General features: G+C 65.1%; 14 protein-coding genes and 1 pseudogene. 9 read left to right on the top strand and 6 right to left on the bottom strand.

Going from position 1 to position 13,399, the window contains the following annotated elements; translation table 11 throughout:
* Positions 1 to 134 precede the first annotated feature (134 nt).
* Together ACP2AH_RS06770 and ACP2AH_RS06765 are read right to left on the bottom strand one after the other, a co-directional pair.
* Entirely contained in the window at positions 135 to 896 is a 762-nt protein-coding gene (locus ACP2AH_RS06770; protein WP_425105098.1) for an SDR family NAD(P)-dependent oxidoreductase, read from the bottom strand.
* A gap of 65 nt (positions 897 to 961) precedes the next feature.
* The gene (locus ACP2AH_RS06765) at positions 962 to 2,413 is read right to left on the bottom strand and encodes an aldehyde dehydrogenase family protein (RefSeq protein ID WP_425105097.1); all 1,452 of its coding nucleotides are present in this window, start codon (positions 2,411 to 2,413) and stop codon (positions 962 to 964) included.
* Between the two features lie 282 nt (positions 2,414 to 2,695).
* Between ACP2AH_RS06765 and ACP2AH_RS06760 the strand changes: the two genes are divergently transcribed.
* From ACP2AH_RS06760 to ACP2AH_RS06735, 6 genes are all read left to right on the top strand, one after another.
* Positions 2,696 to 3,613: a 3-hydroxyacyl-CoA dehydrogenase NAD-binding domain-containing protein gene (locus tag ACP2AH_RS06760; RefSeq protein WP_425105096.1), complete on the top strand. Its 918-nt coding sequence runs from the start codon at positions 2,696 to 2,698 to the stop codon at positions 3,611 to 3,613.
* A complete protein-coding gene (locus ACP2AH_RS06755) occupies positions 3,606 to 4,343 on the top strand; it encodes an aspartate/glutamate racemase family protein (RefSeq protein ID WP_425105095.1) in 738 nt (245 codons plus the stop codon). Before ACP2AH_RS06760 ends, ACP2AH_RS06755 begins: the two co-directional genes overlap by 8 nt.
* Positions 4,340 to 5,749 carry an aminotransferase gene (locus ACP2AH_RS06750; RefSeq protein ID WP_425105094.1) on the top strand — a complete coding sequence of 470 codons (1,410 nt, stop codon included), beginning with the start codon at positions 4,340 to 4,342 and terminating at the stop codon, positions 5,747 to 5,749. Before ACP2AH_RS06755 ends, ACP2AH_RS06750 begins: the two co-directional genes overlap by 4 nt.
* A gap of 76 nt (positions 5,750 to 5,825) precedes the next feature.
* Positions 5,826 to 6,518 (top strand): GntR family transcriptional regulator, encoded by a 693-nt coding sequence (locus tag ACP2AH_RS06745; protein WP_425105093.1) that lies wholly within the window; start codon positions 5,826 to 5,828, stop codon positions 6,516 to 6,518.
* A 367-nt stretch (positions 6,519 to 6,885) separates the two neighbouring features.
* Positions 6,886 to 8,343, top strand: a complete 1,458-nt coding sequence (locus tag ACP2AH_RS06740; protein WP_425105092.1) for an NAD-dependent succinate-semialdehyde dehydrogenase — start codon at positions 6,886 to 6,888, stop codon at positions 8,341 to 8,343.
* Between the two features lie 146 nt (positions 8,344 to 8,489).
* Positions 8,490 to 9,473: an IS481 family transposase gene (locus ACP2AH_RS06735; protein WP_425105091.1), complete on the top strand. Its 984-nt coding sequence runs from the start codon at positions 8,490 to 8,492 to the stop codon at positions 9,471 to 9,473.
* A gap of 172 nt (positions 9,474 to 9,645) precedes the next feature.
* On the opposite strand, the gene scpB is transcribed toward ACP2AH_RS06735, so the two are convergent.
* Both scpB and ACP2AH_RS06725 read right to left on the bottom strand, forming a co-directional pair.
* Positions 9,646 to 10,305, bottom strand: a complete 660-nt coding sequence (scpB, locus tag ACP2AH_RS06730; protein WP_425105090.1) for an SMC-Scp complex subunit ScpB — start codon at positions 10,303 to 10,305, stop codon at positions 9,646 to 9,648.
* Between the two features lie 55 nt (positions 10,306 to 10,360).
* On the bottom strand, positions 10,361 to 10,561 hold the full coding sequence (locus ACP2AH_RS06725; RefSeq protein WP_425105089.1) for a DUF1403 family protein: 201 nt from the start codon (positions 10,559 to 10,561) through the stop codon (positions 10,361 to 10,363).
* A gap of 352 nt (positions 10,562 to 10,913) precedes the next feature.
* On the opposite strand from ACP2AH_RS06725, the gene ACP2AH_RS06720 reads away from it, so the two are divergent.
* From ACP2AH_RS06720 to ACP2AH_RS06710, 3 genes and pseudogenes are all read left to right on the top strand, one after another.
* Positions 10,914 to 11,144: a ribbon-helix-helix domain-containing protein gene (locus ACP2AH_RS06720; protein WP_425105088.1), complete on the top strand. Its 231-nt coding sequence runs from the start codon at positions 10,914 to 10,916 to the stop codon at positions 11,142 to 11,144.
* Positions 11,141 to 11,524, top strand: coding sequence for a type II toxin-antitoxin system RelE/ParE family toxin (locus ACP2AH_RS06715; RefSeq protein ID WP_425105087.1), 384 nt, complete (start codon positions 11,141 to 11,143; stop codon positions 11,522 to 11,524). Before ACP2AH_RS06720 ends, ACP2AH_RS06715 begins: the two co-directional genes overlap by 4 nt.
* A 68-nt stretch (positions 11,525 to 11,592) precedes the next feature.
* Positions 11,593 to 11,828 (top strand): annotated as a pseudogene (locus tag ACP2AH_RS06710) (WGR domain-containing protein); the annotation flags it as partial.
* Between the two features lie 208 nt (positions 11,829 to 12,036).
* On the opposite strand, the gene ACP2AH_RS06705 reads toward ACP2AH_RS06710, so the two are convergent.
* Positions 12,037 to 12,219, bottom strand: coding sequence for a hypothetical protein (locus tag ACP2AH_RS06705; protein WP_425105086.1), 183 nt, complete (start codon positions 12,217 to 12,219; stop codon positions 12,037 to 12,039).
* Positions 12,216 to 13,379: a WD40 repeat domain-containing protein gene (locus ACP2AH_RS06700; RefSeq protein WP_425105085.1), complete on the bottom strand. Its 1,164-nt coding sequence runs from the start codon at positions 13,377 to 13,379 to the stop codon at positions 12,216 to 12,218. Before ACP2AH_RS06700 ends, ACP2AH_RS06705 begins: the two co-directional genes overlap by 4 nt.
* Between the last annotated feature and the right edge of the window lie 20 nt (positions 13,380 to 13,399).

The following is a 13,399-nucleotide window of genomic DNA, read 5'->3' as shown; positions in this document are numbered from 1 at the left end:
GGATGCACTCATAGGCTAGCTCGCATTGAGATTTGAAAGACCCATACGCTTCTTGGCGGGGAAGGGGGACGGCGCTCCCCGCTTGCGGCTGGGGACCAACCTATCGGACACGCGCGCGCCGCGGACCGCGCGTACTACTGGGCGGAGGTTCCGCCATCGACCGGTATCAGGGCGCCGGTCATGAAGCTCGCCTCGTCGGATGCCAGGAAGACCGTCGCATTGGCGATCTCGTCGGCCCGGGCCACGCGTCCGAGCGGAATGCCTGCGGCCAGCACCGCCATCTTGGAGGCGTGATCGCCATCCTTGAAGGCCTGGTCCAGCATCGGCGTATCGGTGTCGCCGGGGCAGATGGCGTTGACGCGGACGCCGTCCGCCGCGAAATCGAGCGCCATGCAGCGCGTGAGCTGCGCCAGGGCTGCTTTCGAGACGCAGTAGGCGGTGGCGTTCTTGGCGCCCATCAGGGCCCAATCCGATGCGATGTTAACTATCGACCCCGCGCGCTGCGCGATCATGGTGGGCAGTATCGCGCGCGACATGCGGAACGCCGAGGACAGATTGATGTCCAGCGTGCGGTCCCAATCGACCTCGCTGCATTCCAGCACCGAGCCGTTGATGAGGATACCGGCATTGTTGATGAGCACGTCGATGCGCCCGAACGTCTCCAGCGTACGCTCGCGGATCAGCGCCGGAGCCGCGGCGTCGGCAAGATCGGCGGTCACCAGTACGGACTTCACGCCCTCGCGGCTCAGCCGTGCGACCGCCTCCTGGCCTCGGGCCTCGTTACGGCCAACGACGACGAGGTTGGCTCTCCGCGAGGCCAGCTTGGTCGCGATGGCCAGTCCGATTCCGGAGGTGGCCCCAGTCACGATACAGGTCTTGCCTTCAAAATTGATCATTTGGCTTTCGACTCTCGTGGTTCTGCGGGCATGGCCGGTGGTCGGCAGGCTGCCGGGCGGGGCGTTCAGCCGGCCGGCTCCAGCTCCGGCCAACCGCTGATCGCCTTCACCTCAAGGAACTCCTCGATTCCCCAGACACCACCCTCGCGACCAATGCCCGACTGGCCGAAGCCGCCGAACGGGCTGCCGTACGGCAGGTCGGTGCCGTTCAGCCGCACCATGCCGCTGCGCAGCCGCCGCGACAGGCGGCGCCCTCGCTCCCGATCGCTGGTCCAGAGATAGGCGGCGAGGCCATAGACGCTGTCATTGGCGATAGCGACGGCTTCTTCCTCGGTGTCGAAGGGGATGATCGTCAGTACCGGGCCGAAGATTTCTTCGCGGGCGATTGTCATTCTGTTCGTCGCATCGGCGAATACTGTCGGCTTGACATAATAGCCCTCGGCCAATCCCTCCGGGCGACCCGGCCCGCCGGTCACGAGCCTGGCGCCTTCTGCAATGCCCTGCTGGATCAACGACTGGATGCGATCGAACTGGGCCGCGCTGATCACCGGCCCAAGGTGGGTGGCTTCCCGTGTCGGATCGCCGACCACAAGCGACCGCGCGACCTCGGTGGCCGCCGCGACCGCGCGGTCATAGACAGGGCGCTCGACCAACATGCGTGACGGCGCGTTGCATGACTGTCCGCTGTTCCGGAACATGGCCTGCGCCGTTTCGGCTGCGGCTTTCTCGGGATCGGCGTCGGCGAAGATGATGTTCGCCCCCTTGCCTCCCAGTTCGAGCCCGACCCGCTTGACCGTGTCGGCCCCCAGCTTGGTCACGGCGATGCCGGCCCGCGTCGATCCGGTCAGCGAGATGACCGAGATACGGGGGTCGCGGGCCAGCGCTTCGCCGACAACCGGGCCAGTGCCATGCACGAGATTGAATACGCCCGCCGGGACGCAGGCTTCGTCGATGACCTCGGCGAACAGCGCAGCGGAAAGAGGGGCCAGTTCCGACGGCTTGAGCACCATGGTGCAGCCCGCAGCAAGCGCGGCACCCACCTTGAGCGCGATTTGGTTCATCGGCCAGTTCCAGGGCGTGATCAGCGCCGCGACGCCCTTCGGCTCCAGCACAATGCGGTTTTCGTCCTCGCCCGCGAACAGCGGCCGCTCCCAATGGATCTCGTCCATGGCGCGCACGAAATCGCGGAGATGGCCATAGCCGGCGCCGCTCTGGGCCCCGCGCGCCAGCGTGACAGGCGCGCCCATCTCCGCCGTCATCGCATCGGCAATTTCCGCACCGCGCCGCGCGTAGATCCCGACGATCCGCTCGAGAACGGCACGACGCTCCTCAGGCTGCGTCTGGCTCCAGCTCGCGAAGGCGCGATCCGCCGCAACCACCGCGCGCTCGACATCGGCGGCGCTGCCAAGGCTGACACGGCCGATGGATCTGGCTGATGCCGGCGAGATGATCTCGGCGACATCAGCGGAGATGGGCTCCACCCAACCGCCGTCGATATAGAATTTGCTGGTGACCATCGTCAGTGCCTCCCGATTTGTCGGTGTGCGCCACGTGGCAAAGGTTACGCCTGTTTCGCTACGTTTATGAAGATAACGATACGCTATATTGCGATCTGCGATCGCGCAAGATGCCGCCATGGCGGTCGGTCCGGGGGTCTGAGCCTTTTCCGATCGTATCCGCCGCGGCCAGTTGCATTTGCCGAGATGCGACCTGTAAAATGCGATCACAGATCGCGACAGACTCGTCGAAAATTTCCTCGGCAAGACGCGGCATCGTTCAGGTAGTTGGAGAGGAATCAGGTGAAGCGCGACCCCCTTACCCTGTCGGTTATAGGCTGCGGCCTCATTGGCCGAAGCTGGACCGCGCTGTTTCTGGCGAATGGTCACGATGTGCGTGCCTGGGATCCCGACGCCGATGTTCGCGCCAGCCTGCCCTCCCAGCTGACGCTTCCGCGAGAGCAATTGCTGAGCCTTGGCAAAGGTCAGCGGCCGGGTCGGCTGATGGTGGCCGACACCCTTGGGGAAGCCGTCGCGGGCGCCGATTTCATCCAGGAGAACGCGCCGGAAAACGTCCCGGTGAAACATGCGCTCTATGCGCAAATCGAGGTCTTCTGTCCGGCGGAGGCGATCCTTTCCTCCAGCACATCGGCCTTCACTTGGTCCGACCTTTCCGTGGGCATGCGCCACCCGGCGCGCTTTATCACGGCGCATCCGTTCAATCCGCCGCATCTGATCCCTCTGATCGAACTCTTCGGCATCGACGCTGACGTACTGGACCGTGCCGAAAACTTTTACCGGGGTCTTGGAAGCAGCCCGGTACGGCTGAAGAAGGATGCGGTCGGACACATCGCCAACCGGCTGGCCTCCGCCCTCTGGCGCGAGGCGGTGAACATCGTGGCCGAGGGGATTGCCGACGTCAGCGACGTCGACCGAGCGCTCGTTGATGGACCCGGCCTGCGCTGGTCGGTCGTCGGTGCGCATATGTGCTACCATCTGGGCGGCGGCGAGGGCGGCATCGCGCATTACCTCCAGCAGCTGGGCCCGAGCCAGGAGCGCCGATGGAAGACGCTCGGCGACCCCAGACTCACCCCCGAGGTCTGCGAGAGGCTCGTCGCCGGCATCGCGGCCGAAGCGGACGGGCGCACGATCCCCGAGCTCGAAGCCGATCGCGATGCGCGGCTGATCGACGCCCTCAAGGCCCGGAGCGCCCATGTCTGATCCGATCCCATCCGCTCCTGTCCGCGTCGGCCTCATCCACGCGCTCGACGAATCCGTCGTGCCGGTTCACGAGGCCTTTGCCGCAGAATGGCCGGAAGCGTTCTATTTCGATCTTCTGGATACGTCGCTGGCGATCGACCGCGCCCATGCCGGCCAGCTCGACGCCCGCATGATGACGCGCTTCCGCTCTCTCGCCGACTATGCGGCGGGCACGGAAGGCAAGAACGGGCGGACGCAAGGAATCCTGTTCACCTGCTCGGCGTTCGGGCCGGCCATCGATGCGGTCAAGCCGCATCTGGCGATACCCGTCCTCCGGCCCACTGAATCCGCCTTCGAGGAAGCGATGAAACTGGGTACCGCCATCGGCCTCGTCGTAACGTTCGAACCGTCGCTGAACGCCCTTCACACCGAGTTCGAGGCGATGGCGGCGGCGAGCGGTCGCCAGTTGACCGTGCGCCCGCTCTTCGTCGAAGGGGCAATGGCCGCGCTGAAGGCTGGGGACGGCCCTGAGCACGACCGGCTGGTCGAGCAGGCCTGCCGGCAGTTCGGCGCGGTGGACGGGATCGTTCTCGGCCAGTTCTCTCTCGCAAGGGCCGCTCCCCTGGTGCGCACGTCAACCGATGCGCCGGTCTTGACCACGGTGGGTTGCGCCGTCCGGGCGCTCAAGGCGCGCTGCGAAGCCAAACATGTCGAACACAGCCTTCTGGGCTCCGAAAGGAATGTTTCATGAACTACGCCACGAATCTCGACCTCTCGCAGATGGACAAGCTGAGCCTGTTCCATCCGCTGACCTCGGTTGCCGATAATCTGCGGGACGGCCCGGCAATCTATACCGAGGCTGCCGGCACGCGCGTCCGCAATGTGGGCGGCCAGGAACTGATCGACATGGGCGCTGGCCTGTGGTGCGTGAACGTCGGCTACGGACGTCCCCAGCTTGCGGACGCCGCCGCCTCGGCGATGCGCGAGCTCAGCTTCCAGCATCTGTTCGGCGGCGCGGCGAGCGAAGCGACGATCCGTCTGGCCGATCGGCTGATGACGCTGTTTCGCGAGAAGGCCAACGCGCCCCACATGGCACGGGTATTCTTCGGCACCTCGGGTTCGGACGCCAATGATACCGCCCTCAAGCTCGTGCGCTACTACAATAACCAACTCGGTCGCCCGGCGAAGAAGAAGATCATCTCGCGCCTCGGCAGCTATCACGGCGTGACCTACGCAAGTGGCAGCCTGACCGGCATCGCCTCCTATCACAAGGCCTTCGACCTGCCGGTCGATGGCATTCTCCACACGTCCTGCCCGCATTATTACGGCTTTGCGCAGCCGGGCGAGAGCGAGGCGGCCTTCTCCGACCGCATGGTGGCCGATCTTGAGGCGCTGATTGCCCGCGAGGGTGCCGACACCATCGCCGCCTTCATTGCCGAGCCGGTGATGGGCACCGGTGGGGTCTTCCTGCCGCCGGCGGATTATTTCACGAAGGTGCAGGCGGTGCTCGCCCGCCATGACATCCTGTTCGTGGTCGATGAGGTCATCACCGGCTTCGGCCGGACCGGCGAGTGGTTCGCCACCGGCCTTTACGGCCTCAAGCCCGACATCGTTTCGCTGGCCAAGGGGCTGACCAGTGCCTATTTCCCGATGTCGGCTTCCATCATTTCCGATCGCATCTGGTCGGTTCTTGAGGAAACCTCACCTGCCGTGGGCGCCTTCATGCACGGCTTCACCTATTCCGGCCATCCCGTCGGCAGCGCGGTGGCGATGGCCACCCTGGATCTCATGGAGGAGGAGGATCTGGTCGGCAATGCCGCGCGGCTCGCTCCCTATCTGCTGGAAGCGCTTCGCTCCCGGCTCGCGGATCATCCCTATGTCGGCGACATCCGCGGTGTCGGCCTGATGGCTGGTGTCGAGTTCTTGGCACAGCGCGATCCGCGCCGTCCCTTCTCCGATGGCCGCGCGCCCCATCGCGTGGTTGCAAAGAAGGCTGTCGAGGCCGGGGTTCTGGTCCGTGCATTGCCCTTCTCGCCCGTGAATTCGTTCTCCCCGCCTCTGTGCATCACGCGCGACGAGATCGATATCGCGGCAGATCGCTATGCAGCGGCGGCGAAGGCTGCGATCCCCGATCTTGAGCAGCTCAGTCAGGCATGAAATGATGAGCGCTAAGGTGCTTGAGCGATCCGGTTAGCCTGTGACGGTCGCCACCAAATCTTGTGAAGGTAGCAAAATGACCGTATCCGCACTTGGTGACCGGCCTCTTCCTTTCGCGCCCATCAATCATAAATCTGTTCAGGACAAAGTATACGAGCAGATCACCGAAGTCATGATGCGGGGAGGTTTCGAGCCTGGGCAGAAGGTCAGTTCTCGAAAGCTCGCAGCGCAGATGAGCACCAGCGACATGCCGGTCCGGCTCGCCCTGGGCCGCCTGCTGGCCGAGGGTGGACTCGTCCAGCACGCTAACGGGACGTTCTCCGTCCCCCTGATCAGCCGGACGAAGTTTGAGGAGGTCATGACCCTGCGCGCGCTCCTGGAAGGGCGCGCGACGCATGATGCGGCACCGGTGATCACGGCCAAGGCGATCAAGGAACTGCGGATACACGGCCGGGGGCTCGAAGCGGCGATCGAGCAGAACGACATTCAAGCCTATTTGGACTACAATCAGCGGCTGAAGTTCACTATTTACAGCTACTGCCCCTCGGAAACGCTGCAGCAGCACATTAAACTGCTGTGGCTGGTCGCGGCGCCATTTCTCCGGCACCTGAACAAGGGTCTGGATCAGATGACACAGGCCAATTTTCACAACGAAGCCATCGGCGCTCTCAGCCAGAAGCGGGGGCGCGAGGCTGGCGAATCTATCAGCCGCGATATACTGGCGGGCATGAACTATCTTCTCGCCAACGCCAAGTTCGCCGACGACTAGACGTGGCGCGCCTGCCGAAGAACGCCCGCGCGACCATCGCCTCTTATACTCCCGAAGCCCGGCTTGCCTGACGGACTGATGATCGGCGGGCCGGCGGCGCCTGCTCGGTTGCGACCTTCCGGTCCGCAAGCGCGATCGGGCCAGACGCACAGACGCATTTTTGGGGCGCCGCTGGCCGACGATCCAGTTGCCAGCACCTATCGTCGCGCCTATATTGCGATCGCAGATCGCGAGTTTTGTTCTTCAATCCTGCCTCGACCGCAGTGAACTTGCCGGTGCAAGGCGTGTCGCCCCGGGTGTGTCCGGCTGGCGCGTATCCTCCTCCTCCGAGTCCGCTGAACCCTCCTATGCAAGGTAGCGCGCTGTCATGAACGCCCATGTATCCCAGCTTCTGCGTCAGAAATCATATGTGAACGGCGAGTGGGTCGATGCGTCCGCTGGCGGAACCTTCGGTGTTCGGAGCCCGGCAACGGGACAGATCATTGCGCAGGTTCCAGACATGACGCCGGCCGATGTGGAGCCCGCCATTGAGGCGGCCCAGCTCGCGCTCGCCGGATGGCGCGCCCTCACCGCGAAGCAGCGCTCCCTCGTGCTCAAGGCATGGCATGATGAGATCCTGAAGCACGCCGAGGAGCTGGCCCAGCTCATCACGCTGGAGCAGGGCAAGCCGCTGATGGAGGCGCGCGGCGAGATCGCCTTCGGCGCGTCCTTTGTCGAATGGTTCGCCGAAGAGGCCAAGCGCGTCTATGGCGATGTGATTCCCTCATCCGGCCGAGACCGACGCTTCGTTGTCCTCAAGCAGCCGATCGGCGTTTGCGCCGCGATCACGCCGTGGAATTTCCCGATGGCGATGATCACCCGGAAAGCCGGCGCCGCCCTAGCGGCCGGCTGCACGATGGTCATCAAGCCTTCGGAAGAGACCCCCCTGACGGCGCTCGCCATGGCCGAGCTGGCGCACCGCGCCGGAATCCCCCGCGGCGTGCTTAGCATCGTGACCAGCACTGATTCAGCCGGCGTCGGCCGCCTGCTGTGCGAGCACCCCGTCATCCGCAAACTCTCGTTCACCGGATCGACTGCGGTTGGCAAGCTGTTGATGCGCCAATGCGCGGACACGCTGAAGAAACTGTCGCTCGAACTTGGCGGCAACGCCCCCTTCATCGTCTTCGACGACGCCGACCTTGATCGCGCCGTCGATGGCGCGCTCGCCTCCAAATTCCGCAACTCGGGCCAGACCTGCGTCTGCACGAACCGCATCTACGTCCAGGATGGCGTGTACGACTCCTTCACCAGCAAGCTCGCCGCGCGAGTGGCGGAGATGAAGGTCGGCGACGGCACGCATGACGGTGTCACCCAGGGCCCGCTCATCAACGAACGGGCTGTGGCGAAGGTCGAGATGCTTATTGCGGATGCGCTGGAGAAAGGCGCCCGCCTCGTCCAGGGCGGCAAGCGGCACAGTCTGGGCGGAACCTGGTTCGAGCCGACCGTCCTGACCGGTATGGACGCCACCATGCGTCTGTCCAAGGAGGAGGCCTTCGGGCCCCTCGCGCCGGTGTTCCGCTTCAAGGACGAGGCCGAGGTCATCCAGCTCGCCAATGATACGCGCTATGGGCTGATGGCATATTTCTACACGCGTGATGTCGCGCGGGTGTGGAACGTTCTCGAAGCCTTGGAATTCGGCATGGTCGGCATCAATGAAGGGCTGATCTCGACCGAGCTGGCGCCGTTCGGCGGCATCAAAGAGAGTGGGATCGGTCGCGAAGGCTCGCGCTACGGCATCGATGAATATCTGGAAATGAAATACGCCTGCTTCGGCGGCCTCCGCTGAGCGGGCGCGCGCGGCGCTCTGTCACTGCATGAGGTGGTTGTCGGCCGGAGACGGCCCGGTTCCGCCGACAAGCCCGCGGCCCTGCCTAGGTGTTTAGTCCCACAGTGTGATGGCGTATCATTATCTCCGTTGGAGAGGGACACGCTATGGGCCAGGTTCTTCACGGGAGCGCCAAGACCACGCACGCCGTTCGAGCGGAGCTACAGCGATCGCAAGCTTCATCCGCGGAACTGGCGCGACGCTTCGGGATCAACGAGAAGACGGTGAGGAAGTGGCGATCCCGCCGGAGAGTGGAAGACGAGCCGATGGGCCCGAAGGAGCGGCACAGTTCGACCCTCTCAGCCATTGAGGAGGCGGCGATCGTCGTTCTGCGCGTGCAGGCTCGCCTGCCGCTGGACGATGTCTTCGTCGCCTTGAAGGACGTCATCCCGCGCCTGACGCGCTCGTCGCTGCACCGCTGCCTTCAACGGCACGGTATCTCGCGCCTGCCGAAGGCCGATCGCGAGAAGCCCAAGCGGTTCAAAGCCTATGAGATCGGCCACTTCCACCTCGACATCGCCGAGCTGCGCTACGAGGGCGGCAAGGCCTATCTGTTCGTGGCCGTCGATCGCACATCCAAGCTGGTCTTCGCCAGGATCTACCGGAAGGCGACGAAGCTGGTCGCGGCGGGCTTCCTCAAGGCTCTGCTCATGGCGGTCCCCTACAAGATCCACACGGTACTGACCGACAACGGCGTTCAGTTCGTCCAGCACGACAAGAGGGCCAAGGGCGGCTCCGTCGCCCACGTCTTCGGAAGGGTCTGTGCCGAACACGATACTGAACACAGGCTCACCAAGCCGTATCACCCTTGGACCAACGGGCAGGCCGAACGGATGGTTCGCACCATCAAGGACGCGACCGTGCGCGCGTTCCACTATGCCTCGATCGACGACCTGCGACGTCATGTCCGGGACTGGTTGCTCGCCTACAACTACGCCAAGCAGCTCAAGGCGCTCCGCTTCAAAACACCGCTCGAAGCGCTCAAGCTCATCAGCGCCGAAAAGCCGGAGCTGTTCGTTCGTCAACCAAGCCATGACATCCTGGGACTAAACACCGGGCAATGTTCCAATGTCTCCTGGCGCGAACCATGACCTCCAAAGCCATAAATGACACGTCTGCTTTCAGGAGACTGCTAATCCGATCTCTACGGCCGAGATGTGGGCGCAAAGCGGACGTCGCCGAAAGGGCGATCGAGAGGCTGCATTAGGTCAGGATCAGCTGGGCAGATCTGGCCCGCGGCGTCCACATCGCGATGGCGAACCGTCACGCCTCGCCTTCCGGGTCCGCCTCCTTCCCCTCTTCGTACCCCTCCCCTTGCATCAGCGCCCACGGAAACTCCCCTGCGAGCAGCCTGTCCTTGCTGAGCAGGCCGGCGTCCTCCAGCGCCTCCATATCAGGGAGATCGCGCAGGGTATCGAAGCCGAAGTGGCTGAGGAACTCTCGGGTGGTCACATAGGTGTAGGGCGCGCCGGGCTGCGGAGAGCGCGGCCCGGCGGCGATGAAGCCGAGGCGGCGCAGATGGCCGATCGTGTCGCGGCTGATCTCGCGGCCGAAGAACCGGCTGAGCTCGCCCCGGGTGATCGGCTGGAAGTAGCCGATGCAGAGCAGCACCAGCGCCTCGGCTTGGGAGAGCGGCTTGGCATCCGTCGTGCCGAGCCCGGTCGCCACCCCTATGGCCTCCGCATAGTGCCTGCGGGTGCGGTGCTGCCAGCCACCGGCGACCGACGCCAGCTCATAGGGTCGCCCGGCGAGTTCGGCGCGGATATCGGCGATGATGAGGTCGAGATTGCAGTCGCGGCCGACCACCTTGGCCAGCGCCTCGCGGGTCACCGGCTCAGGCGAGGCAAAGATCACAGCTTCGACCCGACCCATCCACTCACGCCAGCGCAGCTCGGGCGGAAGCTGTGCGAAGGTGCCACGCATCGCGCAGCGCTGCCTCAGTCTCGGCCCGGCCAACGACGGACATGGCGGCGACGGCTCAGCTAAGAGCGAGACGCTGACGCCAGGCGCCGGCCCAGGACGGAGCCGCCCGCACAAGAGTATCGAGGCCATTCAACGCCGCCCCGGCGAAGAAGGCGGCTTCGGCGGGGTCTGTCGCCGGACCCCGCGGCAGGGCCCAGCCGGGGACAGTTGGCAGGGCGACGGGCGCCGGAGACGGCGGAATCGGGACGGCATCCATAGCGGAAGCCTAATTTAGATGTGCGCTTATGTCCATTACTTGGCCCATAAACCGCACGCTCTATCTTAAAAGCATAAACGCCCGATAATCCAGCCCGACCGAGCGGCGAATGACGGTGCCAACTGCCGTGTACCACAGCCGTCGCGGCCGGGCTGACGGGCCGCGGCGCTTGGTGATTTGCCCGTTCCGACAGGGATGGCAGTGAAAACCAAAGCGAACGGAAGGGGCGAGCTAGCCACTATCAACCTCGCTGGCCATGGTAGAACGCGAGCGAGAAGCGCGGGCTGCGGAAGATGGCTGAATCCAATCTTGCCAAATTTTGCCAAGCCCCTATTCTCTCTGCATGAGCACGATGAATATCTCACTGCCCGAAGGCCTCAAGAGCTTCGTCGACCAGCAGGTTTCGGAGCGTGGCTACGCGACGAGCAGCGAATATGTGCGTGAGCTGATCCGCCGCGACCAAGACCGTGCGCGGCTGCGTGGGCTGCTGCTGGAGGGAGCCTCCTCGCCGGCCTCGGCGCCGGCCGACGACCAGTACTTCGACGGCCTGCGGGCCCGGATCGCCGGTCCGGCGCACAGGTGAACCCGAAGCCCGTCATCGCGCGGCAGCGGGCGCAGCAGGATGTGGACGAGGCTATTGGCCACTATCTACGCGATGCGAATGCAGCTGTTGCCCTCGGCTTTGTTGGCGATCTCCAGGCTGCCTATCGACTGATCGCCGAACACCCGGCCTCGGGCTCGCCGCGCTATGCCTATGAACTCCAGATCGCCGACCTGCGCAGCCTGCGGCTGAAGCACTATCCCTATCTGGTATTCTACGTCGAGCATCCCGAGCATATCGACGTGTGGCGCGTGCTGCACGGGATGCGCGACATCCCGTCCTGGCTCATCGGGCCGGACGGCGAGAGGGCGGAACATCAGAGCTTGGCGCCCGCTCGCGCCGCCCAGACTTCACCGGAATGAATCGGTTGGCCCCGACCGATTCAAACCTCTGGCTGGACGCGACCTGACGTGCACGCGATCCTTTTCCCATGATCGCGCAGCCCTATAAGCTCTATGTCGAAAAGCGGGACCCCGCCCGGAACATGGTCCGCTATTCCGTTCTGTCGATCGAGCCGACGTTGTTCGGCGACGTCTACCTCACCCGCCGCTGGGCCGCACCGGCTCGCGCGGACAGGCGAAGCATCACTCATTCGAACGTGAGGAGGATGCTGTCCAGCTGTTTCTCGGCCTGCCGCGAGGCAAGCGAAAGCGCGGCTATCGCCCCATGGCACGGGCGGCAGCGAAAATTGCGGCAGCGCCGGCGTCTCGTGTGTCGGACGGCCCGACCAAGACCATGGCGCCCACCGGCGTCATCCATCCCTTTGGCGGCCCCGAGCCGTGCGGGTCTTCCCGGGACGCGATGGCCTGAACGGCCCTTGCCTTCCACCTCGACCGGCACGGCGCAGGTCGAGGTGGGCTCCGGGTGGTCCAGATCAGTTTGTCGGCTCAAGACCGCGATTGCCGAGATCCTTCTTTTCGGCAATGAAGCGGGCGGCGAGGACGAACGCGCCCATGGTGAAATCCCGGCCATGCTCCGCGATCATCCGCTCGGCGAGCGCGGCGATTTCCTCGAAGAACGTGTCCTTGCTCTCGGCGATCTTGTCGGTCGCTGTCATGGAACCCTCCTGTTAATCTGCTTGAACATGTGGGCCGGCAGGTCGATCACCCCGGCCCAGCCTTGCGCGGCGTGAAAGGCCAGGTGCTCGCCATTGCTCGACCAGCTCAGGTCGCGAAGGCCACCTGGCGCCGGGTCGCGAATGACGAGTTCGTCGCGTTGACCGACCGCCGTGACGACGATCATGCCATTTTCATAACCGGCCGCGACGAGCGGCAGATGGGGATGCAGCCGCGCCGCCTCCACCGCCACCAGGCCCGAACGGCCGGTCTCCAAGGTTTTGGGGCGCTCGCGGCCCCCGTCCACCGCCCAGACGATGGCGCGGAAGGCGCCGCTGGTGACGAGCCAGCGGGAATCGGCGCTCCAGTCCAGCGTGCGCACCGGGGCAGGATAATCCGGCAGGCGAAGCACGCGCCGCGTCGCGGTGTCGATCAGCGCGATACCACCATCGAGAAGGCCGGCGGCCAGAAGGCACCCGTCCGGCGACCAGGCCAGGGCTTCCACCGGCCCGAGCGCGATCTCGAAGGGCTCGCCGGCGGCGCCTTGCGGGTCGATGACACTGAGGTCGATGACCGAGAGGCAGGTATCGAAGCCCAGTGCGACGCACCCGCCGCCGGGGGCGGGCGCGACCACCCGGGCGGCGCCTTCATAACGCGCCATTGCCAGTGCGGTGCCGCCCTCGGGGTCGTAGCGTGTGACGCTTCCGCTGGCGGCGACCCAACTGGCGCGCGGGCATGCGGCAGGCTCGCACGGGGTCGTCAGCGCGTCGACGCCCCCGGTGTCGTGTTCGACCACCACCCGCGTCGACCCGTCGGCGCCGATTTGCACCATCCGCCCGGTGGCGCCGCCGACCAGAAAGCCCGATGAACCGAACGCCGCCAGGCGGAGCGGGTGCTCGCCCACCGGCACCCTTGCCGGGGCTGGCACGGGACGTGCGCGCGGGGAAATGGTGGAGCGCCCGTCCTCGATCGACATGCGCCAGCGTATTCCCGCCGCTTCCGGGTCCTCCATCGAGACGAGGGCGAGCGTGCCATCCGCGAGCGCGTAGGCAAGGCTGGCGCCATCCCGGGCGAAGGCACAGGCCTGAACCTCCGCCTCCAGCCGCCATTGCCGCGCCAGCAGGGTGAAAAGCGGCGATGCTTGGGCTTCTGTCGTGCTCATCTCGTTAGGCTCCCTGCCGA

Origin of the sequence: Ancylobacter sp. (genome assembly GCF_965249975.1) — a bacterium.
Classification (GTDB): domain Bacteria; phylum Pseudomonadota; class Alphaproteobacteria; order Rhizobiales; family Xanthobacteraceae; genus Ancylobacter.
Note: the sequence above shows the minus strand (reverse complement) of the source record. Positions and strands in the feature narration are given on the sequence as shown.

What these genes read in the sequence shown, in the direction of transcription:
- ACP2AH_RS06735 (WP_425105091.1), top strand. Translation starts at nt 8,490, where the DNA reads ATGGGCCAGGTTCTTCACGGGAGCGCCAAGACCACGCACGCCGTTCGA.
- ACP2AH_RS06705 (WP_425105086.1), bottom strand. Translation starts at nt 12,219, where the DNA reads ATGACAGCGACCGACAAGATCGCCGAGAGCAAGGACACGTTCTTCGAG.
- scpB (WP_425105090.1), bottom strand. Translation starts at nt 10,305, where the DNA reads ATGCGTGGCACCTTCGCACAGCTTCCGCCCGAGCTGCGCTGGCGTGAG.
- ACP2AH_RS06725 (WP_425105089.1), bottom strand. Translation starts at nt 10,561, where the DNA reads ATGGATGCCGTCCCGATTCCGCCGTCTCCGGCGCCCGTCGCCCTGCCA.
- ACP2AH_RS06755 (WP_425105095.1), top strand. Translation starts at nt 3,606, where the DNA reads ATGTCTGATCCGATCCCATCCGCTCCTGTCCGCGTCGGCCTCATCCAC.
- ACP2AH_RS06770 (WP_425105098.1), bottom strand. Translation starts at nt 896, where the DNA reads ATGATCAATTTTGAAGGCAAGACCTGTATCGTGACTGGGGCCACCTCC.
- ACP2AH_RS06740 (WP_425105092.1), top strand. Translation starts at nt 6,886, where the DNA reads ATGAACGCCCATGTATCCCAGCTTCTGCGTCAGAAATCATATGTGAAC.
- ACP2AH_RS06765 (WP_425105097.1), bottom strand. Translation starts at nt 2,413, where the DNA reads ATGGTCACCAGCAAATTCTATATCGACGGCGGTTGGGTGGAGCCCATC.
- ACP2AH_RS06750 (WP_425105094.1), top strand. Translation starts at nt 4,340, where the DNA reads ATGAACTACGCCACGAATCTCGACCTCTCGCAGATGGACAAGCTGAGC.
- ACP2AH_RS06745 (WP_425105093.1), top strand. Translation starts at nt 5,826, where the DNA reads ATGACCGTATCCGCACTTGGTGACCGGCCTCTTCCTTTCGCGCCCATC.
- ACP2AH_RS06700 (WP_425105085.1), bottom strand. Translation starts at nt 13,379, where the DNA reads ATGAGCACGACAGAAGCCCAAGCATCGCCGCTTTTCACCCTGCTGGCG.
- ACP2AH_RS06720 (WP_425105088.1), top strand. Translation starts at nt 10,914, where the DNA reads ATGAATATCTCACTGCCCGAAGGCCTCAAGAGCTTCGTCGACCAGCAG.